The 21,527-nt window shown below is 45.1% G+C and carries 22 protein-coding genes; 14 read left to right on the top strand and 8 right to left on the bottom strand.

Features of this window, described 5'->3' with window-relative positions; translation table 11 throughout:
- Window positions 1-6 precede the first annotated feature (6 nt).
- Window positions 7-879, top strand: a complete 873-nt coding sequence (gene rsmA / locus DXD92_RS10190) for a 16S rRNA (adenine(1518)-N(6)/adenine(1519)-N(6))-dimethyltransferase RsmA (protein WP_022461748.1) — start codon at window positions 7-9, stop codon at window positions 877-879.
- Between the two features lie 726 nt (window positions 880-1,605).
- On the opposite strand, the gene DXD92_RS10185 is transcribed toward rsmA, so the two are convergent.
- Window positions 1,606-2,757 (bottom strand): ROK family transcriptional regulator, encoded by a 1,152-nt coding sequence (locus DXD92_RS10185; protein WP_118640500.1) that lies wholly within the window; start codon window positions 2,755-2,757, stop codon window positions 1,606-1,608.
- Window positions 2,758-3,270: 513 nt separating this feature from the next.
- On the opposite strand from DXD92_RS10185, the gene DXD92_RS10180 reads away from it, so the two are divergent.
- From DXD92_RS10180 to DXD92_RS10170, 3 genes are all read left to right on the top strand, one after another.
- Window positions 3,271-3,669 (top strand): Fur family transcriptional regulator, encoded by a 399-nt coding sequence (locus DXD92_RS10180; RefSeq protein WP_022462913.1) that lies wholly within the window; start codon window positions 3,271-3,273, stop codon window positions 3,667-3,669.
- A gap of 170 nt (window positions 3,670-3,839) precedes the next feature.
- The gene (locus DXD92_RS10175) at window positions 3,840-4,385 is read left to right on the top strand and encodes an NADH peroxidase (protein ID WP_022462914.1); all 546 of its coding nucleotides are present in this window, start codon (window positions 3,840-3,842) and stop codon (window positions 4,383-4,385) included.
- A gap of 140 nt (window positions 4,386-4,525) precedes the next feature.
- Window positions 4,526-5,059 carry a cob(I)yrinic acid a,c-diamide adenosyltransferase gene (locus DXD92_RS10170; RefSeq protein ID WP_022462915.1) on the top strand — a complete coding sequence of 178 codons (534 nt, stop codon included), beginning with the start codon at window positions 4,526-4,528 and terminating at the stop codon, window positions 5,057-5,059.
- A 179-nt stretch (window positions 5,060-5,238) separates the two neighbouring features.
- Here the strand turns inward: DXD92_RS10170 and DXD92_RS10165 are convergent, their stop codons facing one another.
- From DXD92_RS10165 to DXD92_RS10150, 4 genes are read right to left on the bottom strand one after another with little or no spacing between them, the layout of a single operon-like run.
- Entirely contained in the window at window positions 5,239-6,591 is a 1,353-nt protein-coding gene (locus DXD92_RS10165) for an MATE family efflux transporter (RefSeq protein WP_118640499.1), read from the bottom strand.
- Between the two features lie 18 nt (window positions 6,592-6,609).
- Window positions 6,610-7,008 (bottom strand): DUF4234 domain-containing protein, encoded by a 399-nt coding sequence (locus DXD92_RS10160; RefSeq protein ID WP_118640498.1) that lies wholly within the window; start codon window positions 7,006-7,008, stop codon window positions 6,610-6,612.
- A gap of 15 nt (window positions 7,009-7,023) precedes the next feature.
- Window positions 7,024-7,488, bottom strand: coding sequence for a DUF2752 domain-containing protein (locus DXD92_RS10155; RefSeq protein ID WP_199692286.1), 465 nt, complete (start codon window positions 7,486-7,488; stop codon window positions 7,024-7,026).
- Window positions 7,454-8,269: a MurR/RpiR family transcriptional regulator gene (locus tag DXD92_RS10150; RefSeq protein WP_022462919.1), complete on the bottom strand. Its 816-nt coding sequence runs from the start codon at window positions 8,267-8,269 to the stop codon at window positions 7,454-7,456. Before DXD92_RS10150 ends, DXD92_RS10155 begins: the two co-directional genes overlap by 35 nt.
- Before the next feature lie 242 nt (window positions 8,270-8,511).
- Here DXD92_RS10150 and nagA point away from each other — a divergent pair, with 242 nt between their 5' ends.
- From nagA to DXD92_RS18555, 8 genes are all read left to right on the top strand, one after another.
- Entirely contained in the window at window positions 8,512-9,621 is a 1,110-nt protein-coding gene (gene nagA / locus DXD92_RS10145) for an N-acetylglucosamine-6-phosphate deacetylase (protein ID WP_117805110.1), read from the top strand.
- A gap of 34 nt (window positions 9,622-9,655) precedes the next feature.
- A complete protein-coding gene (gene nagB, locus DXD92_RS10140; protein ID WP_117761352.1) occupies window positions 9,656-10,396 on the top strand; it encodes a glucosamine-6-phosphate deaminase in 741 nt (246 codons plus the stop codon).
- A 462-nt stretch (window positions 10,397-10,858) separates the two neighbouring features.
- Window positions 10,859-12,841 (top strand): methionine--tRNA ligase, encoded by a 1,983-nt coding sequence (gene metG, locus DXD92_RS10135; RefSeq protein WP_117510577.1) that lies wholly within the window; start codon window positions 10,859-10,861, stop codon window positions 12,839-12,841.
- 191 nt (window positions 12,842-13,032) lie between these two features.
- Entirely contained in the window at window positions 13,033-13,791 is a 759-nt protein-coding gene (locus DXD92_RS10130; RefSeq protein WP_118595657.1) for a hypothetical protein, read from the top strand.
- A 208-nt stretch (window positions 13,792-13,999) separates the two neighbouring features.
- Window positions 14,000-14,677: a DUF3990 domain-containing protein gene (locus DXD92_RS10125; RefSeq protein WP_082426280.1), complete on the top strand. Its 678-nt coding sequence runs from the start codon at window positions 14,000-14,002 to the stop codon at window positions 14,675-14,677.
- The gene (locus tag DXD92_RS10120; RefSeq protein WP_055220951.1) at window positions 14,658-15,305 is read left to right on the top strand and encodes a helix-turn-helix domain-containing protein; all 648 of its coding nucleotides are present in this window, start codon (window positions 14,658-14,660) and stop codon (window positions 15,303-15,305) included. Before DXD92_RS10125 ends, DXD92_RS10120 begins: the two co-directional genes overlap by 20 nt.
- A 169-nt stretch (window positions 15,306-15,474) precedes the next feature.
- Window positions 15,475-15,798 (top strand): hypothetical protein, encoded by a 324-nt coding sequence (locus tag DXD92_RS10115; RefSeq protein WP_147399300.1) that lies wholly within the window; start codon window positions 15,475-15,477, stop codon window positions 15,796-15,798.
- 44 nt (window positions 15,799-15,842) lie between these two features.
- A complete protein-coding gene (locus tag DXD92_RS18555; RefSeq protein WP_158579565.1) occupies window positions 15,843-16,001 on the top strand; it encodes a hypothetical protein in 159 nt (52 codons plus the stop codon).
- Between the two features lie 69 nt (window positions 16,002-16,070).
- Here the strand turns inward: DXD92_RS18555 and tnpC are convergent, their stop codons facing one another.
- The 3 genes from tnpC to tnpA form a co-directional block, all read right to left on the bottom strand.
- On the bottom strand, window positions 16,071-17,723 hold the full coding sequence (tnpC, locus tag DXD92_RS10105) for an IS66 family transposase (protein WP_118640494.1): 1,653 nt from the start codon (window positions 17,721-17,723) through the stop codon (window positions 16,071-16,073).
- Between the two features lie 104 nt (window positions 17,724-17,827).
- The gene (tnpB, locus tag DXD92_RS10100; protein ID WP_118640493.1) at window positions 17,828-18,184 is read right to left on the bottom strand and encodes an IS66 family insertion sequence element accessory protein TnpB; all 357 of its coding nucleotides are present in this window, start codon (window positions 18,182-18,184) and stop codon (window positions 17,828-17,830) included.
- Entirely contained in the window at window positions 18,177-18,530 is a 354-nt protein-coding gene (gene tnpA, locus DXD92_RS10095) for an IS66 family insertion sequence element accessory protein TnpA (protein ID WP_118640492.1), read from the bottom strand. The genes tnpB and tnpA overlap by 8 nt, the downstream gene beginning before the upstream one ends.
- Before the next feature lie 330 nt (window positions 18,531-18,860).
- Between tnpA and DXD92_RS10090 the strand changes: the two genes are divergently transcribed.
- Both DXD92_RS10090 and DXD92_RS10085 read left to right on the top strand, forming a co-directional pair.
- Window positions 18,861-20,648: a helix-turn-helix domain-containing protein gene (locus tag DXD92_RS10090; protein WP_118640491.1), complete on the top strand. Its 1,788-nt coding sequence runs from the start codon at window positions 18,861-18,863 to the stop codon at window positions 20,646-20,648.
- A gap of 127 nt (window positions 20,649-20,775) precedes the next feature.
- Complete coding sequence (locus DXD92_RS10085) at window positions 20,776-21,396, top strand: hypothetical protein (RefSeq protein WP_055268443.1); 621 nt, start codon at window positions 20,776-20,778, stop codon at window positions 21,394-21,396.
- Window positions 21,397-21,527 lie beyond the last annotated feature (131 nt).

Genomic DNA, 21,527 nt, shown 5'->3' with positions numbered 1-21,527 from the left:
GAATTTATGGAGAAAGTAAAACCGTGGCTCGGGGAGCCGCAGAATACCATAGCCGTACTGCAGAAGTACGGCTTTGTATTTCAGAAAAAGTATGGTCAGAATTTTCTGATCGATCCACATGTGCTGGATAAGATTGTAGCCGCTGCAGGTATCGGACCGGACGATTTTGTTGTGGAAATCGGACCTGGTATCGGTACGCTGACGCAGTATCTTGCGTATGCTGCGCGGAGTGTGTGTGCGGTGGAAATTGACAAGAATCTGATCCCGATTCTGGAGGATACGCTGTCGGATTATGATAATGTTGAGGTTATCAACAATGATGTTTTGAAGGTGGATCTGGCGGCGCTGGCGAAGGAGAAGAACAACGGACGGCCGATCAAGGTTGTGGCGAATCTTCCGTATTATATTACGACGCCGATTATTATGGGATTATTTGAGAATCATGTGCCGGTGGATTCGATTACGGTTATGGTTCAGAAGGAGGTTGCGGACCGGATGCAGACGGGGCCGGGATCGAAGGATTACGGGGCGCTGTCGCTGGCGGTGCAGTATTATGCGGAGCCGTATATTGTGGCGAATGTGCCGCCGAACTGTTTTATGCCGCGGCCGAAGGTTGGAAGTGCGGTGATCCGGCTGACGCGTCATGAGGTGATGCCGGTGGAGACGAAGGATGAGAAGTTGATGTTCTCCATTATTCGGGCGTCGTTTAATCAGAGACGGAAGACGCTGGCGAACGGACTGAAAAATTCGGAGCTGCTGCATTTTTCGAAAGAGGAGATTGAGGCTGCAATCACAGCCTGCGGCTGGCCGCTTACGATTCGTGGGGAGGCATTGAATTTACAGGAGTTTGCGCGGTTGACGGATGAATTGTGTAAATAGAGGGGACGCCTCGCCGTCGCCCGTCCGCCCTCGCGTGATGCGCATGGCAGCGGTGGAAAAGCGGGGGAAAAACGTAGAAAAAATGGAGGTCTTTCGACAGACACCGGCATTATTCGCCAGGAAAGCCTGATGCTTTCCCAGCTCAGAATGCCTTGAAATCTGGTGTTGAGCACCAGATTTCAGTCTCTCGAAAGGCCTCCATTTTTTCTGGTTTTTCCTGCCCGCTTTTCCAATGCTGCCATGCCGCATCACGCAAGGACGGACGGGCGGCGGCGAGGCTGGTAGTGGGGGCGGGAGGGGAGGTCTGGATCCGCCCGGATGGGCGGATCGGCGTGAGATTGTTGTGAGGAAGATGGGAGAAAATGAGAAAAAGGCATGAAAAAAAGCACCGTTGGCGAAACAGTGCTTTCTTTCATTTTTATTTTTAAAGGAAGGAGAGCCGATTTTCTAATCGGCAATATGAAAAAGAAAATTGTGTAAATAATGTTGGCATTCATTATTTATGCTTTTAGTATACGGGTAAATTATGTTGAAAGCGTGTTCATGTTGTAAAAAAATCATGAACAAATTGTGACTATTCAGAGCCATGCGAAATTTCAGAACAAATTGCGAATCATGCTTGCATGAATGAGTACTTTTTTCTGAAATTTCATATGGCGAGAAGCCACATCAAGATGCAGCGCAGCGGAATCGAGATGGGGCTCTGAACAGGGACTTATTTCTGAGTTACAGGTCCAGCAGCTTAAAGGTGGAAATTCCGAGGAAGTTCCGGGAGCAGAGGCTGATTCCGCCCATGAGGACGGAGACATCCTGCAGGTGAGCCGGGAGGACGTGGAGGTACCAGCGGAGGCGGTTCTGGATTCCGGAGGTGATTTCGTCGATCAGACCTGGGATGTAGTTGGTGAAGGAGCTGTTGATGACGATGACGTCCGGGTTGAAGGTGTGGAGAACCGTGTTCAGGCTGATTCCGATGTAGTGGGTGAAATCCTGCATTACTTTGAGGGCGTTGGGGTTGCCTTCCTGGTAATACTGGATGAAGCGTTCGACGGAGACGTTTTCTAAGCCTTCGGCGGCGGCAAAATCGTTTAGGACGGAGGCTTCGGAGATGTACTGTTCGAGGCAGCCGTGGTTGCCGCAGGGGCAGGGCCGGCCATCGGGGAAGAGGATGGTGTGGCCGAATTCGCCGGCGTAGCCGTTCTGGCCGGTGTAGAGTTCGCCGTCAATGAGGATTCCCATGCCGACGCCTTCGTGGATGTTCAGGAAGATCATATTTTTAAAGTGCTCTGCGCAGGCGGCTTCGCCGATGACGGAGAGGTTGGCTTCATTTTCTACGATGACAGGAACCTGAAATTCTTCTTCGAGGTAGTTTTTCAGGTTGGAGTGTTTCAGATCGTAGTAGGGTGTGAATAAAACGAGGTCGTCGCAGACGACGCCGTAGATTCCGATGGAGATTCCGACGAGGCCGCACGGAGTCTTGGGGAGGTCGGATTTGGTTTTGTGGAGGAGGGAAATCAGGTATTCCTCCAGTGAGAGGGATGGATCAATCGGGTATTCTTTTACAGTACATGATTTTCCCTTCAGATCTCCGGTGAGAATGGTGATCTTTTTTACGCCGAGATCGACGGCGATGATGGAACCGCAGCGATTATTAAAAGTAAGCAGAATCGGTTTTCGACCCATGGAAGTTTTTTCGGCGCTGCCGAGTTCTATGACGAGCTGGCGGTCGAGCAGTTCCTGGACGATGGTGGATACGGTTGCTTTTGTCAGATGCAGCATTTTCGCCAGATCTGCGCGGGAAAGCGGCGGATGGTTGGCGATTGCCTCGAGAACCAGGGCGCGGTTCATGTCTCGTATATATTCCTGATTTCCGGTACTCATAAAAAATCCTCCATTCTGCCGCATTGGCTGTACATCAATCTTAACATAAATGAGAGAGAAATGACAGGGAAAATCGGGGATGGGCAATACGAATAGAAAAATTAACGGAGAAAAACGATTTCTAGACAGAGTAGAGAGTAAGGGACAGAATTAGAAATAAAATATGTGATAAATACACAAAGAAAGTATAAAATAATTCTAAAAAATGTACAAATTCACAGAAGATTCACTGCACGTTCATAATCTGTTCATAATTAATTGGTATAGTTATCTCAGTTCCAAAGGAACAGCGTGTATGCAATCACTACACAATTAAGATTTTTTCATAATAATAGCCCAGGCACCGAGAGGTTCCTGGGCACTCCTCGTTTTTGGGGAATTTTTGATCTTGGGACAGACGGAAATCTGTGTAGACAGGGTAGTGATCTTTTTCTTGACTTTTGCGAGAAGCAGCCTTATAGTATAAATATAATAACAATTACTGTTATCGAAAGATACGAAAGGAAAAAAACTATGTCAACACTCAAGTATAGCAGACAAAGAGAAAGCATCAAAGTCTGCCTTCAGGGGCGAAAGGATCACCCGACCGCAGATATGCTCTATACCGATGTACGGAAAGAATTTCCCAATATCAGTCTTGGCACAGTATACCGGAACCTGTCTCTTCTTTCTGAATTAGGAGAGATCAAGCGTCTTACAACAGGAGATGGCCCGGACCGGTTCGATGGAGATACTTCCACGCATCACCATTTCATTTGCAGAAAATGTCACTGCGTGACAGACCTTACAATGCGTGACATCAGCGAAATCAAGAACGTAGCAGCGGAAAATTTCAGAGGTACGATCGAAGATTACTCTGTGAATTTTTACGGCATCTGCGAGAACTGCAAAAATCACCCGGGGAACGTATAGCATCCCCAGGAAGAAAGAAAAAATTAAAAATAGGCATTGACAAAAAGGGAAGCTTATGTTAAAGTAATATCAGTAACAGTTACTAATATCAAAAATAAAAAACTGTTATAAACCACAAAATTGGAAATGATAAAATTAAATACACAACAAAAAGAAAGGAAAGAAAGACTATGAAAAAATTTGTATGCAGCGTATGTGGATATGTTTATGAAGGAGCAGAAGCACCGGAAGTCTGTCCGATCTGTAAAGCACCGAAAGAGAAATTTATCGAGCAGGGCGAGGATCTGACCTGGGCAGCAGAGCATGTAGTTGGCGTAGCATCCGATGTTCCGGAAGATATCAAAAAAGACCTGAGAGCCAATTTCGAGGGCGAGTGCTCCGAGGTTGGTATGTACCTGGCAATGTCCAGAGTAGCATTCCGCGAGGGATATCCGGAAGTAGGTCTGTACTATGAAAAAGCAGCTTACGAAGAAGCAGAGCACGCAGCAAAATTCGCAGAGCTTCTCGGCGAAGTCGTAACCGACAGCACCAAGAAAAATCTGCAGATGCGTGTAGAGGCAGAGAACGGAGCAACCGCTGGCAAAACAGATCTTGCAAAACGTGCCAAAGCCCTGAATCTCGATGCAATCCATGACACCGTGCATGAGATGGCAAGAGACGAAGCTAGACACGGAAAAGCATTCGCTGGTCTGCTGGCTAGATATTTCGGTAAATAATCAGGAAACCTTTTTGGGGGGCGGAATAAAATCTGCCCTCCTTTTTCCGTTGTTTACAATTTTTACTTGGGATTGCGAACTTGTTTCGAATTACCTGTTGTTTACAAATGAACATAGAAAGAAAAAGCGAGGTTTTCACCATGGAAAAACAGACAGGCTGTGTCCACATCTACTGTGGGGATGGAAAAGGAAAGACGACTTGTGGTATGGGACTCTGCACGCGTGCGGCAGGGTATGGATACCGTGTTTTGATTTATCAGTTTATGAAAGATAACAGCACGAGCGAGCGGAAGGTGCTCTTACTGTCGCCGAATGTGACGTTTGTGCCGGGGCAGGACAAGATAAAGTTTTCGTTTCTGATGACACCGGAGGAGAAGGCAGAGCAGAAACGGTATTATGAAGAGCAGTTTCAGAAAGTGACAGAAAAAGCAGTTCAGGAAGAATACGATGTACTGTTTCTGGACGAGCTGGTTTATACGATTGGAAGCAAACTGTTTGATGAGCAGCTCCTTCTGGATTTTCTGGATCACAAGCCGGAGAAGCTGGAAGTGATTCTGACCGGGCAGGGACCGTCGGAGGCGCTGATTGAGCGGGCGGACTATGTTTCGGAGCTGAAAAAAATCAAGCATCCGTTTGACAAGGGTCTTGCGGCAAGAGATGGAATCGAGCGGTAACGATGAAAAAACAAGAAAAAAGATACTGTTTTGAGGGGAAGATGATTCCATGCAGAACAGTATCTTTTTCTTGATTTTGCGGGCAATGAACCAAAATCTGTGATGGAACAAGTTTTTGGTGATTGCCGCGATAACCTGAGAAGTATCTGGAAGCCGCTGTAAGACAGAAAATAACGTTATTATTTCGCACCGCGATCCGCAATCATTTTCGTGGATTTCTTCACGCAGTACAGACATGTCGGTGCGATATAGCAGCAGGCGGCGAGCCATGCAGCCTGGTCCGCAAAGCAGATTGCGGTGAAGCCAAACGCACCGACAAATCCCAGGCAGACAATCGTTCGTGCCAGCATCTCCATTACGCCGGAGAAAACGGCTCTTCCCGAGTAGCCAAGTCCCTGCGTTACCATACGGCAGACATTCAAAATACCAAGCATCCAGTAGAAAAATCCGAGGCAGCGCAGATATTTTGCCGAAGCGTTGATTGCTTCGAAAGCAGAGCTGACAATAAAGAGCTTTGTCAGCGGCCGTCCGAACAGAATCATGATGACACCTGCAAACGCACCATAGCCGACACCGACAAGCACACCCTGGCGGAGTCCCTGACGGATTCGCTTTGACTGGCCGGCTCCGAGATTCTGACTGCAGAAGACGGAAGCCGCGGTACTGATCGCATCAAACGGACACATCATAAACTGTTTGATTTTCATAGCAGCTGTGAACGCCGAAACATAAACACTGCCAAGCCCATTATTCGCTGACTGCATTACCATACTGCCGATCGCCGTGATCGAAAACTGCAGTCCCGTCGGAATGCCCATTGCGAGGAGTTCCTGCGCGGCATCCTTTCGCAGAGTGCGGTTTTCCTTTGTCGGAAGCAGGAGCTTTACCTTACGGGAAATAAAAAACAGACATAAGAGTCCGCTGATCGCCTGGGCGGAAATCGTCGCAATCGCCGCGCCTGCGCACCCCAGATGCAGAATGATAATATAGAACAGGTCGAGGAAAATATTCAGGATTGCCGAAAATGCCAGAAACAGAAACGGCGTGCGGCTGTCCCCGACGGCACGCAGGATGCTGGAAAGATAATTGTACAGAATCGAAAACGGAATCCCGAGGAAAATCACAAGCTGATATGCGTAGGCATCCGCGAAGATATCGGACGGAACCGACAGCAGGTGCAGAATCGGTGCACAGAGTAAACTGCAGAGTGTGGTCAGAATGGCCGCAATCAGGACAGCAAGTGCAGCACCATTAAAAATATAATCGCGCATTTTATCAAGCTTTCCGGCGCCGAAATACTTGGCAACCGGAACACTGAATCCCGTGCAGCTTCCCATACAGAAGCCGAGCACCAGAAACTGTACACTGCTGCTTGCACCGACGCTGGCGAGCGCCTCCGGGCCAAGTGCCTGGCCGACAATCGCCGCATCGATGATGTTATACGTCTGCTGCAGCAGATTTCCGATGAGAAGCGGAAAGGCAAACGAGAGCATCAGCTTTACCGGATTTCCCTTTACCATAGATGTTGCCATAAAAAACGCCTCCCCTGCTTAATATGCACGTGAATTATAAACGAGCGCCGTCTTATTCAGGTTCTGGATCATGAAATAGTCGGCAACGAGCTGGCCGATGCCGCCGGTCAGGTAGCCAAGCAGCGTCCACAGAAGAATGGCAGAACCATTTTCCTCAATCGTCACACCGTAGCGGTCGTAGGATTCGCGGTACATGCGGTTCGCCTGTTTGTAACGCCAGTAAACGCCGTAAATTCCACAGGTAACCCAAGACAGAAGCAGCACAATAATGTAGTTCGGGCTGTCTTCGCCGTCACCGTAAAAGATGGTGTTCAGGTCTTCCACATAAACATACCAGAAGTAGATCGAGTAGAGTCCGCAGGTGACAATCGAAAGCAGAAGATAGACCCAGAAACTGCGGTTGTCTTTTACATTCATTTGTAAATACCCCCTTTAATTAAGATAGAACCATTGTAGCACGCGCCCGAGAGAGGGGTCAATAGAAAGGAGCGGGTCGTGGTAATAAATGCGCCAGGCATAAACGGCGAGAAGCAGTACGACAAGCACCGTAATGATCCCCTTTTTAAAACGCCGAAGTCCCGCCGTCTGTTCCGGCCCGAAGAAGAGCCAGACACCTGCGGGCAGCACGGCATAGACAAGCGGATGCATCCGAAACGCCGCCTGAAAATGACCGGAGAGCATTAACAGTACCGCGCGGCTCATTCCGCAGCCCGGGCAGGAAATGCCTGTGAAAAAACGGATCGGACAGCCGATGCCTGTGAGGGTGATGAGGGCGACGTAAACGCCGAGGAGCAGGCAGAAGAAAAAGAAATCGCGGCAGCGTTTCCTCAGAAAAGAAAGATACGCGCTGCCGCGGCCGGGATCACGTTTCATGGAGTTTGGTGACGGCGTATTCATATAAAGCCTCCTTGCGCTCGCTGTCGGTCGTGAGAAAATGCGAGTACAGAACGTCGATCATAACGAGAATCGGGAACTGCGGAGAGATTGCGCCGCCGTTTTTCAGATGCTCTTTGACCGCAAGCAGCAGGACTTCATCGCAGAAGGCATCGTAATCGCTGGAGCTGCGGGAAGTAAAGAGAATGGTAGAGGCTCCCTTTTCCTTTGCGGCTCCGAGCGCACGCAGCACCTCCGGTGTCTGTCCGCTGACGGTAATGCCGATTGCAGCGCAGCTCTCATTGAGCAGAACGGCATTCATTTTCATGATGTGAATGTCGGTAATTGCTTCAATATCCACGCCTGCAAGCATAAAACGCAGCTTCATTTCCTGGGCGGAAAGTCCGGAGCTTCCAAGACCGTAGACATACACCCGACGCTTCGAAGTGAGAATATGGCAGATGCGGTCAATCTGCGCGCGGTCGGCGAGCGAGTAGCTTTTATTCAGCAGCTCCTGATACGTATTCAGCACCTGTTTGATGTGATCGTCCGTACCGGGCAGTGCGGCGTTCAGACCTTCCTGGTAACGGTAGACAAATTCGCGGTAGCCCGTGTAGCCGCATTTTTTCGCAAAGCGGGAGAGCGAAGCCTCCGAAACATAGAGTAGTTCCGAAACGTGGCGCGCGGACAGATCCGACTCGTCGGTATTATGAATAAAAAAATCTGCTACCGTCCGTTCCAGGGGAGTGAACGAGGGATAGACAGACTCAATGACAGGAATAATCGATTTTTCAAAGTGTTCCATGGAACGTAAGTCCTCCTGGTATCTGTAAATATCTGAAAAAAATTCAGATCAGTTCTTGTTTTATTGTATCACAGGCAGAGTGGTGAATCAACTTTCAATTGTGTGTGAATTGCACGGGAAAGCGGGCGGAAAAATGGAAAGAACTTTAATGACGTGAAAGTAATTTCTAAAATATAAAAATAGTTGAAAATAAAATCAACATAAATTATAATCAGAACAGATCAAAGAAAGAAGGCAAGACAATGATTATCAAAAACGGACGTGTATTTCAGGAAGACGGAACGTTTGCGGAAAAAGATCTTTATATAGAAGGAAAACGTTTCGTTTCCACAAAAGAAGAAGTGATCAATCAGGAAGTGATCGATGCGAAAGGCATGATGGTTCTGCCGGGACTGGTTGACGTACACAGCCACGGCGCTGCCGGACATGATTTTTCAGACGGAGACGTGGAAGGTTTAAAAGAGATCCTGCGCTACGAGAAAGCGCACGGCATTACCTCTTACTGCCCGACATCCATGACACTGCCAAAAGACGATCTGCTGAAAATCTTCGGAACCATCGAAGCAATCAAAGATGAGCCGGAAGCAGAAGTGATCGCCGGCGTCAACATGGAAGGACCGTTCATCGATCCGATCAAAAAAGGCGCACAGGCAGAGGAGAACATCGTGGCTCCGAACGCTGAGTTCTTCCGCGCATGCAATGCGGCGAGCGGCGGAAAAATCCGTCTCGTAACCCTGGCCCCGAATATGCCTGGCTCACTGGAATTTATCAAAGAGGTTTCCGATGAAGTCATGGTTTCCATCGGCCATACAACAGCAGATTATGACACCGCGCTGGCTGCCATGAAAGCAGGAGCACACCATGTCACCCATCTGTACAACGCCATGCCGCCGTTCGCACACCGTAACCCTGGTGTCATCGGCGCCGCATTCGACGATCCGGAGTGCCGCATGGAGCTGATCTGTGACGGCTATCACATTCACGGTGCGGTTGTCCGCGCGACCTTCTCCATGATGGGAAGTGAGCGCATGGTTCTCATCAGCGATTCCATGATGGCAACGGGAATGCCGAACGGAACGTATTCCCTCGGGGGACAGGCTGTCTGGATGAAAGACGGAAAAGCAACCCTGACCGACGGTGAGACCATCGCGGGTTCCGCTACGAACCTGTACGACTGCATGAGAAAAGCAGTTTCGTTTGATATTCCGCTGGCAGATGCCATTTTTGCGGCAACAAGAAATCCGGCACAGAGCATCGGTATCTACGATGAAGTAGGATCCATTGCACCGGGCAAAAAAGCGCATGTACTTCTGGTGGACGACGAACTGAACCTGAAACAGGTTATTATGTAATTTATTATATAGAAGAAATTTGGAGGAAAAACAAATGTTATTAATTGAAGCAAAAGATTACAATGATATGAGCAGAAAAGCAGCAAACATCATCTCCGCGCAGGTGATCATGAAACCGCACGCAGTGCTCGGCCTTGCAACCGGATCTACCCCGGTCGGCGCTTACAAACAGCTCGTTGAGTGGTACAACAAAGGCGACCTTGATTTCGCAAATGTCACCAGCGTAAACCTGGACGAGTACAAAGGACTCTCTCCGGAGAATGATCAGAGCTATCGTTACTTCATGAACACCAACCTGTTCAATCATGTCAACATCAACAAAGAGCGCACCTTCGTTCCGAACGGACTGGAGCCGGACAGCGAAAAAGCATGTGCAGCATACAACGAAATCATCCGCAGCGTCGGCGGCATTGACCTGCAGCTTCTTGGACTTGGAAACAACGGCCACATCGGATTCAACGAGCCGGGCGCAGCATTCGAGAAAGAGACACACTGCGTTGACCTGACCGAGAGCACCATTCAGGCAAATAAACGTTTCTTTGAAAAAGTAGAGGATGTTCCGACCCAGGCATACACCATGGGAATCAAGAACATCATGCAGGCGAGAAAAGTTCTGCTGATCGTCAGCGGCGAAGGAAAAGCAGAGATCCTCGACAAAGTTCTGTACGGACCGGTTACTCCGCAGGTTCCGGCTTCCATCCTGCAGCTTCACAACGATCTGACAGTTGTAGCAGATGAAGCAGCAATGTCTGTGATCAAAGCAAACCACAGATAATTGTTACGATGAATGAAAGGTCCGCCGAATGGGGAGAATATGAAAAAATCCCCGTACGGCGGGCTTTTTTGCGGTTTACAAATTGATGTAAATGTGTTAGCATAAAACCAGTGCATAAAAACAAAACACAGTGACGAAGAGAGTACATCTGCATGTGCGAATTTACAGAGAACACCCCCGAAAACTATTCCGGTTTTGCAGGCTGAGAGGGGAGGAGGAGCGGCAGATCGAACATGGCTTCCGAGAGGCGCACCGAACCGTGAGAACAACAATCTGAAACGGTAAGGCTGCGACAGGTTCCGCCTGTTACAGCGGAGAGGTATAGCACATGTACCTGCAGAGGTTTCTGCCGTGAGGCAGGGACGAAAAGAAGTGGTATCACGGGTAAACAAACCTGTCTTCTTCCGACTACAAGAGAGCGGAATAAGGCAGTTTTTTTATTTGAAAGGAGAAATGAAAGCAATGGAAAAAATCAGACCAAAATATTATATCACCACGGCGATTGCCTACACATCCGGCAAGCCGCACATCGGAAACACCTACGAGATCGTACTCGCGGACAGCATCGCCCGCTTCAAACGTCAGCAGGGCTACGATGTATTCTTCCAGACCGGAACCGATGAGCATGGCCAGAAGATCGAGCTGAAAGCAGAAGAGGCAGGTATCACGCCAAAAGAATTCGTAGACAACGTATCCACCGAGATCAAGAGAATCTGGGATCTGATGAATACGTCCTACGACAAATTCATCCGTACCACCGACGCCGATCACGAGGCACAGGTACAGAAAATCTTCAAAAAACTGTACGATCAGGGAGATATCTACAAAGGATATTACGAAGGTCTTTACTGTACACCGTGTGAATCCTTCTTCACCGAGTCCCAGCTCGTAGACGGAAAATGCCCGGATTGCGGACGCCCGGTTACGCCGGCAAAAGAAGAAGCATATTTCTTCAAGATGAGCAAATATGCACCGAGACTGATCGATTATATCAACACTCATCCGGAATTCATCCAGCCGGTTTCCAGAAAGAACGAGATGATGAACAACTTCCTTCTTCCGGGACTGCAGGATCTCTGTGTATCCAGAACCTCCTTCACCTGGGGAATCCCGGTATCCTTCGACCCGAAGCACGTTACCTATGTATGGCTGGATGCACTGACCAACTACATCACTGGAATCGGTTATGACTGTGACGGAAACAGTTCCGAGCAGTTCAACAAGCTGTGGCCGGCAGACCTGCATCTGATCGGAAAAGACATCATCCGTTTCCATACCATTTACTGGCCGATCTTCCTGATGGCACTTGATCTGCCGCTGCCGAAACAGGTATTTGGTCATCCGTGGCTGCTGCAGGGCGACGGCAAGATGAGTAAATCCAAAGGAAACGTGATTTACGCAGACGATCTGGTAGACCTGTTCGGCGTAGACGCTGTCCGCTACTTCGTTCTGCACGAGATGCCGTTTGAGAACGACGGTGTCATTACCTGGGAGCTGCTGGTTGAGCGTATGAATTCCGACCTTGCCAATACTCTTGGAAACCTGGTAAACCGTACCATCTCCATGAGCAACAAATACTTCGGCGGCGTTGTGACAAAGACCGGCGCAGCAGAAGAGGTGGATGATGATCTGAAAGCAGTCGTTACCGCAACAAAAGCAAAAGTTGCTGCAAAGATGGAAGAGCTGCGTGTGGCAGATGCAATGACTGAGATCTTTGGTCTGTTCAAACGCTGCAACAAATACATCGACGAGACGATGCCGTGGGCACTGGCAAAGGATGAGGCAAAGAAAGACCGTCTGGAAGAAGTTCTGTACAACCTGGTAGAGAGCATCACCATCGGCGCATGCCTGCTCGAGTCTTTCATGCCGGAGACCACCGAGAAGATCCTGGCTCAGTTGAATGCAGAGAAACGCAGCTACGAAGAGCTGGATCAGTTCGGACTGTATACATCGGGCAATCAGGTAACCGATCAGCCGCAGATCCTGTTCCAGAGACTCGACGTCAAAGAAGTGATGGAAAAAGTAGAAGTGATCCAGGCAAAACAGAAAGCTGCTATGGCTGCCGCAAAAGAAGAAGAGGAAAAAGCCGAAGAAGCTGTTGTAGATGTAGAGCCAAAAGAAGAGATTACGTTCGAAGACTTTGGAAAAATGCAGTTCCAGGTAGGTGAGATCATCTCCTGCGAACCGGTGAAGAAATCGAAAAAACTCCTCTGCTTCCAGGTCAAAGTCGGAAGCCAGACAAGACAGATCGTCTCCGGAATCAAAGCATATTACAAACCGGAAGATACCATCGGAATGAAGGTTATGGTCCTGACCAACCTGAAACCGGCCAAACTGGCAGGCATGATGTCTGAAGGAATGCTCCTCTGCGCAGAAGACGCCGAAGGCAACGTATGCCTCATGACCCCGGAAAAAGCAATGCCGGCAGGGGCGGAGATCTGCTGATGGATTAAAAGAAAAATAGAGTAAATAGAGAAATCCCTTTCCATGCGTGATGTGTGGGGAGGGATTTTTTGCGTTTTAAAAAGTTAAGGAAAACGTCATATAAAGATTCTGAATCTTATGATAATATAATGATAAAGAGAGAATATTTGAACGGGTTTATCGAATATGACAACAGGAAGGAGGAGCGTTGTATGAGAAAAATGCGGACGTTATTTCTGGTTTTACTTTGTTGCGGACTGTCATTGTATGCGGGGGTATCTTATGTGAAGGCAGAGGAAAAGGTTCCTTCTGATTACGATGCTTATTTGCAGGAAACAGGGATGCCAGAGAATGAGATACAAAAGCTGGATGAGCATGTGAAGCAGTTTATCGTCGATGATTTAAAAAATGGGGATGGAAAATTTGAGTATATGAAAATCGATGTAGGAAAACAGGCGATGAATGGAAGAGAGGAAGATTTCGAATGGATTGAGTTCTATGCATCAGCCTTTCAAATTGGTTCGACGATTTATATTTATCCGACCTATGAATTTGCAGAGAACAAAAAACCCTGTGGAAACGACAGCTTTTCGTTTTTGTTGGGAGAGGCGATAAGACCGTATGAATTTGGCGGAACCTTATGGTATAAGGACAGAACAATGAGCGACTGGGAAGTCAGTGGGAATCTTATTGCAAACAATCAACAGCTAAATGGCGCCAGCTATTCCGGGAGCCAGCTGGGAACACCGAGATCTGCGATGAAATTCATGGGAACCACATACTGCCATGCGTCGGTGGGGACGGGGGATGATAACAGAATTTTGATGGGGTATTCGTATCAGCCGAAGGAAGTAAGAGTTGAGTTATTCGGATGGAGGCTTTCGAGAAAACAAATAATTTTTGTGCTGGCGGGAGGAGTTGTTGTAGGAAGCGTATGGTGGAGAAAAAATAAGGGTAAGACGCAAAAATAGCCACCCCTGTCTGCAAACTAGGCGACCATTTTTGACATAATTAGTAAACAGGCTGACCGTCTGTCGGCAGAGCTCTTTTTCGACATCATAGCATCACGCTTTTGTAAAAATGTCAAAAGTTCTTTCAAACGTATTTTCTGAATCCGAATTTTTCTATTTGTTGTTTTTATACGCCTTTAGGAGTATAATTTGAAGCAGAGGTGGTAAAATGAAAAAAACAGTTTATCATGGTTCGGATCATATTATTGAACGGCCGAAATATGGTTATGGAAAAATTTATAATGATTATGGTGTTGGATTTTACTGTACAGAAAACCAAAATATGGCCAAAGAATGGGGTGTCAGTGCGGATAAAAATGGTTACGCAAATAGATATGAGATTGAATGTGATGGATTGAAAGTTCTCAATTTGAATATGCGCGACTATACAATGCTCCATTGGCTTACGATTTTGTTGGAAAATCGAGAATTTGATGCATCCACACCGTTGGCGGCAGAAGCAAAAGAATATTTGCTACAAAATTTTCATCTTGATTATGAAAAGGCAGATATTATCATTGGATATCGTGCTGACGACAGCTATTTTTCTTTTGCAGCGGATTTTATTAATGGTGCAATTTCTTACCGTCAGTTGAGTAATGCAATGCGTCTGGGAAAACTGGGCCAGCAGTTTGTTTTAAAAAGCAGAAGAGCATTTGAACGTTTGGAATTTACAGGGTATGAGATTGCAAGTGTGCAGGAATGGTATAAGAGGAAAGCATCCCGTGATCATATGGCGCGTCGGCAATATTTTGATCTGGAACGAAACCGCCGTCAGCGGGGTGATTTATATATCACCACAATTTTAGATGAGGAGATGAAACCAGATGATCCACGCTTACGATAAATTATATCTTTCTGTTGCACAAAAAAATCTTGCCTGCATGCTGGATTATATGGTCAATGATTTAAAACGGCCGTTGGAAACTGTATGGCAGTGGTTTTGTATGAGTAATACAGCGTCACGGTTTGAACGAGGTGACTGTTCTGTGGTAGCGGGAATGTCGGGAGTTGAAATTGCATATGAAGTATTACAGGAAGCAGGGGAACCAAAGCCGGAACAAGCCCCCTCTTATTCTTACGATCGCAGCCCTGAATATTGGACAGGCTGGGCGTTGGCCTATTATCAGTGGAGTACCAGTTTGTCTTTTGCGGAAATAAACCAGGCTATTCCTGTAACTGAAGTGCGAATGCTCTACACGCCATATCATGAAATGGATGTTCGTCAGTTTGTAGATAAAATGAATGAATTATATCGTGAAGCAAAACCGGAGACAAACTTGAAAGAATTGCGTACTTTTGCAAATCTAAGTCAGAGTGAACTGGCACAGCAGGCAGGTGTTTCGGTTCGGACCATTCAGCAGTATGAACAGCGAAGAAAGGATATTAACAAGGCGCAGACAGAGACCTTGTTGAAGATTGCGCGGGCATTAGTATGTACGGTAGAAGATCTGGTGGAGAAAGTTCCAACTTGATAAAATGAATAAAAAGTTTTTTGTTCAAAGTTTCAGAAAACGTCATAAACTATTTCAGGCGTTTACGCTATCATGAAAATATAAAAATGGTATCATGGAACATTCATACGAGACGGGGGTGAACAAAAAAATGGTCTTTTTTCGAATGCTGCATTCCGATTTCAGCAGAATGATAAAATCGTGGAAATTTTATCTCGCAATTGCCTTTATTGCCGTACTTACCTTCCTGAGCATTTACCCTGAAGCAGCAGGATCAGGAGGAAACTGCTCGGTTTATTATCTGGTGAATGCGCGCGGCGGTGTAAGTGCATTTCTGGTGACGAATACAATTCTTGTCGTATTGCCGTTCGCGCTCAGTTACTGGGAGGATGTGCAGAAAAATTATATCAACTGTATTTTACCGCGGGTACATAGCAGCGTTTATAGTTTTTCCCATGTGTTAATGACGGCTTTCTGGCTGTGTTTTTGGGATATTCGCTCTGCTTTGGGCTGATGGCGCTGCGGCTTCCGCTCATAACATCCGATGAGGTCAAAGCATTGACAGAAACGATGGCGTTGATGGGATATGACAGCCTGCTGCTGCATGCACCGATGCTTTACTTTGCTATGGGTAAAGAATGGGAGGGTTCCATACTAAAGATAAATTATAATGCATGGAATTGCCTTGATTTAGGGCAATTCCATATTTTATTTTAAAAGAAAGTATATGGTAAATAACTCGTCCTCCCGAAAAAGATATGCCAGCCCGAAGGCTGGCACTGAGCTTTACCTTGATTTAGTTTTTCGACAGTGATCCGGCAGTTCTTCAGACCATGGCATTAAAGTTTTTAACACCTCTGTTGGAACATCGTTTCGTGGATACTTCACAAGTTCTGTCAACAGGTAGCAGAAGTACTCGTATGGTTTCAGGCTGTTTGCCTTGGCACTTTCTGCAATACTGTATAAGAGAGCACTCGCTTTGGCTCCTTTTGTAGAATCAATGATATGCCAGGAATGTTTTCCAACGCAGAAAGACTTGATACTACGCTCTGCATCGTTGTTATCCAGCGGAAGAAGCGGATCTTCCAGGAATCTTCGAAGGTATATTTCCTGATTGATCGAATAATTGATTGCTTCTTTTAACTTGGAGCTTGCGTTTGATTTTCCCTGTAATGTTTTCAGCCACGCAAAATAGGCATCGACAAGAGGCTTTACAGAGCGCTGTCTGTTATCTAATCTCTCTTTTGCCGATGATTCTTTATACATGTTGTCCAAATGATACATCGCGTCGATCCGTTTGACTGCTTCAGCAGCAACTGCCTGTCCTGGCGTGAGCGGCGTATTCTTCTTCACAGCTTTTATGATCTCTGTGAATTTCCGTCTTGCATGAGCATAACATCCGGCCACCTGGATCCTATCACTTTTTTTCATAAGCGTATGATACGGCTGGTAACCATCGGTTACGAGTGTCCCTTGATATCCAGATAGATATTTTTCCAGGACTTCGCCGCTTCTGCCACCCAGATATTCATATAGGAAGAGTGGATGGGTATCGCTTCCACCAGGAGAATGGAACACCCACATATATTCCTTGCTGTGCTGAGGCATGATAAATGGTGTTTCATCACAATGGATATGGTGGGATTCCATAATCTCTGCTTTCATCAGATCATGAACCGGCTGCAGATAATACTCACTGAGACGGATCATCCATCCTGCCATATCCTGCCGCGGAATGTTGACATCATTTCGAAGGAATTCTTCAGAAAGACGGTTCAAAGGTACCGCATTTACATACTTTGCATTAAACACGGCAGCTGCCAGTTCCGGGGTAAGAATACTATGTGCCAGCAGACGTTCCGGTGCTTTTGCACGCAGAAAACTGCCGCAATCAGAATTCCCGGCATATACTTTGATATGATGTTCCAATACTTTAAATCTGGCTGGAATATACTGAAGTTCTTTATATACTTCATCTTCCATAGGATGCCATCCTTTTGGAAAGTGTTCCCGTAATTCTTCTTCGGAACAATCGTGGTTGATCACTTCAACTTCGATGTTCTGAAGATTCAGGTCACGTTTTCCTTTGGTTCTCTTTCTGCGGACAACGACTTTTTCAATGTCAGGTTCATCAGGAATACCGTTTTCTACAAGTGCCTCTGCTTCATTCAGGACACACATGTTTTCAAGAGAAAACGACAGTTGTCCCATAACCTGTTTGTCAGTTTCCGTTCTTTTTCCAAAACGCTGTTGTGTCAGGATTGCAATCTGTTCCTGAAGATCTTCAATCTGATGGATCAGCCTTTCATTCTGATCCTGGATCTTCTGGCTCTGTGCAGATAAAATCGTAAAGCTTTCGCTCATCTGTATGTACAGCAATGCTATGGCATTCTTCGGCATCTTATTCAGTTCGTCCAGGGTTAAAGTAATGTTTTCCATGAATCCATTATACCACAGATGGCACTGAAAAACCCTTTATTTCAGGCATTTCAGGGAAATTTAGATAACTTATAAAACTGTCAATGTACATATATAAAACAGAACTAATAAAGCTCTGGTTTCACCTTGTGTATTACTTTTTTCTGTTCAATGGAAAGTCCTTCCATCAGCCATCGGTACTGTTGAGGGGTAAGGTCTCTGGCTTCTTTTTCACTTCTTGGCCATTGAAGTTTTCCATCGGTAAATCTTTTATAGCATAGAAGCCAGCCATCGCCTTCGTAGAGTAAGACTTTCATCCGGTCATTTCTGCGTCCACAGAACAGAAAGATGGATCCCGCTTCGGTTGGATCCAGGCCAAATGTTCCGGTAACAATAGAGATCAATCCATCAATTCCTTTTCGGAGATCCGTATATCCGGTACATAAGTAAACGTGTTGGAAGCCGGAAGCATCATTAAGCATGACGTATGATTTCCAGCATTCTGGATATCAGTTCTGATGACGAGTTTTCGTTCATATAGAACTCAATCTCATTTATTTTAATAATCATCTGAGTTTCAAATGCAGAGGTTCCTTTTTCAATTGTTTTGGCTGGTATCTGTTCTGATGTCAGAGCAGGAAGTTCTACAAAACCAGCCTGTGTTAAAGCTGCTTCTTTTACTTTACGCAGCCAATAATAATAGGCATCTCTGGATAACCCGTGCTGTTCACAATAAATATCAACTTTCTGGCCACTGGCTTTGCAGTCTTTTATAATTGCAGCCCATTCGTTCAATCGGATTTGTCTGGTGGCTAACTTGGTGTTCATGATCAATACCTCCTGTGGTGTTTTTCGTAAAAAGTGTGAAACACACTTTTTACACTCTACACACCATTATCCCAGATTTTGGAGATGTCAGGAAGTTGACGGGTTATTCACCATTTACAAAAGAAAAATATGAAAATAAATTCAAAGTATATTATACGTATGAAAAAGGGAAAAATTACACTTTTTTACTTATAAAAATAGAAAACGTGGATTTGTATAAAAATCAAATTAAAATATGGTGATAATTTCTCTTGCTGTAAATACAATTTTAAAATCATAATAAAAGTCACAAAAAATAACATAGAAAAAGGAATCAGTAAAGGGAAACAGATGCAAGGAATTGGTCAATTACTATGGAAATTACGAGAGAAAGAAGGAATACGACAAAAACAATTATGCCTGGGTATTTCTTCTGTGTCAAAATATGCAAGAATTGAAGCAGATCAGCAGGAAATTGATTTTTTTCTGATTGATCGAATTATGGGACGGTTGGGAAAATCGGTGGAGAGGCTCACTTATATATTGCCAAGGGACATTTACAATATCTATGAATTGCGTCAGGAGATACAACAGAAAATTTGTCAAAAAAAATGGGAAGAAGCAAAACAATGTCTGCTTGAATATGAGAAGAATAAAAGAGCAAAGGAGCCGCTGCATCAGCAGTTCATTGAGCAGGAATATGCGCAGATTGCATGGCTTCGTGGTAAATCAGTAGAGACAGTATGTGAACATTTGGAAAAGGCAATTGTACAGACAATGCCAGAAGCGGAAATACAGAGAAAGACAGGGATTTTAAGTGCAGAGGAATACAAACTTCTGCTATTTCGATGGGAAGTCTGTTTTGGTACAGATCGTGAACGAGGAGAGAAAGAACTTCAGGAGTTAGTAGAGGAGATCTTTCAGAAAAACTTTGAGAGGACAGAACGAGTAAAAGTAATTCCATATGCTGCATTGTTAATAGAAAAAACAGCCCGAGATGGAAAAGCGGATACTTATTTAAAATTGATAACAGAAACGGCGTTAGAAAACTTGAGAGAAGAAGGGAAACTGCTTTATATGCCGGAAATTCTGGAGCAGTATGCGCAGATTCTGGAAAAAGAAAATAGTAACGCAGAATTTATTGGGTTGCTGCGACAGGAACGTGCAAGCCTTCTGGAATTGGAAAGTGATTATAAAGTTTCTTTTAAAAATTACCGTCTGTTTGACCATGTGGTTCGGAATTTCGAGATTGATGCAGAATTGATACGTCGAACAAGAAATGCGGCAAAACTTACACAGGAAGGACTGAGTGAAGACATTTGTGCGCAGGAAACATTGGCAAGAATCGAAAACGGAAATCAGAAACCACGAAGCGGAAATCTACGTCAGATGATGGAGAAGATGGGAAGGAGTGGGGATAGAATTGAGACGGGGATTCAAGTGGAAGAGTATGAGACGCTGGAGTTGAAGATTGAATTTTCGAAGTTTATTCATCGAAAAGAGTATGGAAATGCAGAAAAGGTACTTTCAAAAATTGAAGAAAAATTAGACTGTAATTTGATGAAAAATTACCAATATATTGAAACAGAAAGGGTAAAAGTAAAATATAAGGAAAATGCAGAATATACGGAACAATTTATAAAACAATTAAAAGAATTACTTGCTATGTCACTTAAAGTTGAAGAAGGACAAAAAATAGAATATGTTTTAAATACAGAGGAAGTTAGTATTTTGACAGAAATGGCATTGATTTATTGGGGTGAACAGGATTATAAAGTAGCATTGGAAATATATCAATTTTTAGTGGGACAATATGAAAAAAGTTTTATTAAACCTGTATTTCACATCTTAGATTGGGGTATGAGTATGGGAAATTATGGGATGGCGTTGGAAGAATTGGGATATTTTGAAAAAGCAATAGGTGTCTGTCGAAAAAGAATTCAACAGACATTATTTGCCGGAAAAGGAGGATCATTGCACACTTCATTAATGGTTGAGGCTTGTATTTTAGAAGCACAAAAAGATGTAAAGTGCAAGAAATATTTTAAACAGGATTTAGATCTTTTAAGATTATATAAGATGCAAACAAATTATAAGTTAATGGAAAGTTATGTCAAGACAAATAAAATATTTGATTAACTTTGACCACCATCAGGATTTGTAGGAAGAGATGTTGTTGTAAATGGTGGGGTAGGTGAAGAAGGATTTGGAAGCGAAATTGTAATCCAAAGTAAAAGCAGAAACAAATGCAGAATTAAAAAACAGAGTGTATGAAGAGGTTTTAAACAATCACATCACGAATGAAAGTGACGTAATTAAGGTTGCAATTGAACAATATCAGGAAAAACAGATGAAGACCCGCGCCATTGATGCAAAGCCGGATGATTATTTGTCAATCACACAGGTAGTGGATGAAAATGGCAGCGAGCAGGATATTATTTCAACGGGTTTGTTGATTGTAGACGAGCATCAGCAAAGAGTAGCAATCACTGATATTGTAAGCAATACGGGGCAGCTTAGCCAGTACAGCATTTATGCAACCATGAAAGTATCCGTGACAAATGACCGTCAGGCATTAAAGGTACGAATTAATTGGTTTGAAACAACACTGAACTACGGAACCTCTATGAAAGCAAGTAGTTTAATGCAGACATCCAAATATTCACCAGAGGTGGGATTCCAGTATGATGATATTACAAAAACAATTTCAAATCCTGCTGGAGGAACCCCATATCACTATACTCCAAATAATACGCAGATGATTACATATTCGACTTTAGAGTGTGGACGGTCCTGTCGTTCGTATATTAAAGCTGGAACCTCAAGTTTGAATATTGCTTATTGTGTTATATCTTCAGCCCCGGGAGGCCGCTGGGAGAGAGCTTAAGCAAAACTCGATTATCAGAACAAGCGAACTAATTGAAAATAGACGCTCCCCTTGCGTTATAGATACTAGGGGAGCGTTTTTGAAAACTGCGCGTCGCATTCTCGTTACTTCAGCCTGCAAATAAAAAGTCA

Source organism: Blautia sp. TM10-2 (genome assembly GCF_003480845.1).
In the GTDB taxonomy this organism is placed as follows: Bacteria; Bacillota; Clostridia; order Lachnospirales; family Lachnospiraceae; genus Fusicatenibacter; species Fusicatenibacter saccharivorans.
The sequence above is the reverse complement of the archived record's forward strand: the minus strand, read 5'-3'. Positions and strand labels throughout refer to the sequence as shown.

What these genes read in the sequence shown, in the direction of transcription:
- DXD92_RS10170 (WP_022462915.1), top strand. Translation starts at nt 4,526, where the DNA reads ATGGAAAAACAGACAGGCTGTGTCCACATCTACTGTGGGGATGGAAAA.
- DXD92_RS10185 (WP_118640500.1), bottom strand. Translation starts at nt 2,757, where the DNA reads ATGAGTACCGGAAATCAGGAATATATACGAGACATGAACCGCGCCCTG.
- DXD92_RS10175 (WP_022462914.1), top strand. Translation starts at nt 3,840, where the DNA reads ATGAAAAAATTTGTATGCAGCGTATGTGGATATGTTTATGAAGGAGCA.
- tnpB (WP_118640493.1), bottom strand. Translation starts at nt 18,184, where the DNA reads ATGCTTAATGATGCTTCCGGCTTCCAACACGTTTACTTATGTACCGGA.
- DXD92_RS10155 (WP_199692286.1), bottom strand. Translation starts at nt 7,488, where the DNA reads ATGAATACGCCGTCACCAAACTCCATGAAACGTGATCCCGGCCGCGGC.
- DXD92_RS10125 (WP_082426280.1), top strand. Translation starts at nt 14,000, where the DNA reads ATGAAAAAAACAGTTTATCATGGTTCGGATCATATTATTGAACGGCCG.
- DXD92_RS10160 (WP_118640498.1), bottom strand. Translation starts at nt 7,008, where the DNA reads ATGAATGTAAAAGACAACCGCAGTTTCTGGGTCTATCTTCTGCTTTCG.
- DXD92_RS10130 (WP_118595657.1), top strand. Translation starts at nt 13,033, where the DNA reads ATGAGAAAAATGCGGACGTTATTTCTGGTTTTACTTTGTTGCGGACTG.
- DXD92_RS10090 (WP_118640491.1), top strand. Translation starts at nt 18,861, where the DNA reads ATGCAAGGAATTGGTCAATTACTATGGAAATTACGAGAGAAAGAAGGA.
- nagA (WP_117805110.1), top strand. Translation starts at nt 8,512, where the DNA reads ATGATTATCAAAAACGGACGTGTATTTCAGGAAGACGGAACGTTTGCG.
- nagB (WP_117761352.1), top strand. Translation starts at nt 9,656, where the DNA reads ATGTTATTAATTGAAGCAAAAGATTACAATGATATGAGCAGAAAAGCA.
- tnpC (WP_118640494.1), bottom strand. Translation starts at nt 17,723, where the DNA reads ATGGAAAACATTACTTTAACCCTGGACGAACTGAATAAGATGCCGAAG.
- rsmA (WP_022461748.1), top strand. Translation starts at nt 7, where the DNA reads ATGGAGAAAGTAAAACCGTGGCTCGGGGAGCCGCAGAATACCATAGCC.
- metG (WP_117510577.1), top strand. Translation starts at nt 10,859, where the DNA reads ATGGAAAAAATCAGACCAAAATATTATATCACCACGGCGATTGCCTAC.
- DXD92_RS10120 (WP_055220951.1), top strand. Translation starts at nt 14,658, where the DNA reads ATGATCCACGCTTACGATAAATTATATCTTTCTGTTGCACAAAAAAAT.
- DXD92_RS10165 (WP_118640499.1), bottom strand. Translation starts at nt 6,591, where the DNA reads ATGGCAACATCTATGGTAAAGGGAAATCCGGTAAAGCTGATGCTCTCG.
- DXD92_RS10115 (WP_147399300.1), top strand. Translation starts at nt 15,475, where the DNA reads ATGATAAAATCGTGGAAATTTTATCTCGCAATTGCCTTTATTGCCGTA.
- DXD92_RS10180 (WP_022462913.1), top strand. Translation starts at nt 3,271, where the DNA reads ATGTCAACACTCAAGTATAGCAGACAAAGAGAAAGCATCAAAGTCTGC.
- tnpA (WP_118640492.1), bottom strand. Translation starts at nt 18,530, where the DNA reads ATGAACACCAAGTTAGCCACCAGACAAATCCGATTGAACGAATGGGCT.
- DXD92_RS10150 (WP_022462919.1), bottom strand. Translation starts at nt 8,269, where the DNA reads ATGGAACACTTTGAAAAATCGATTATTCCTGTCATTGAGTCTGTCTAT.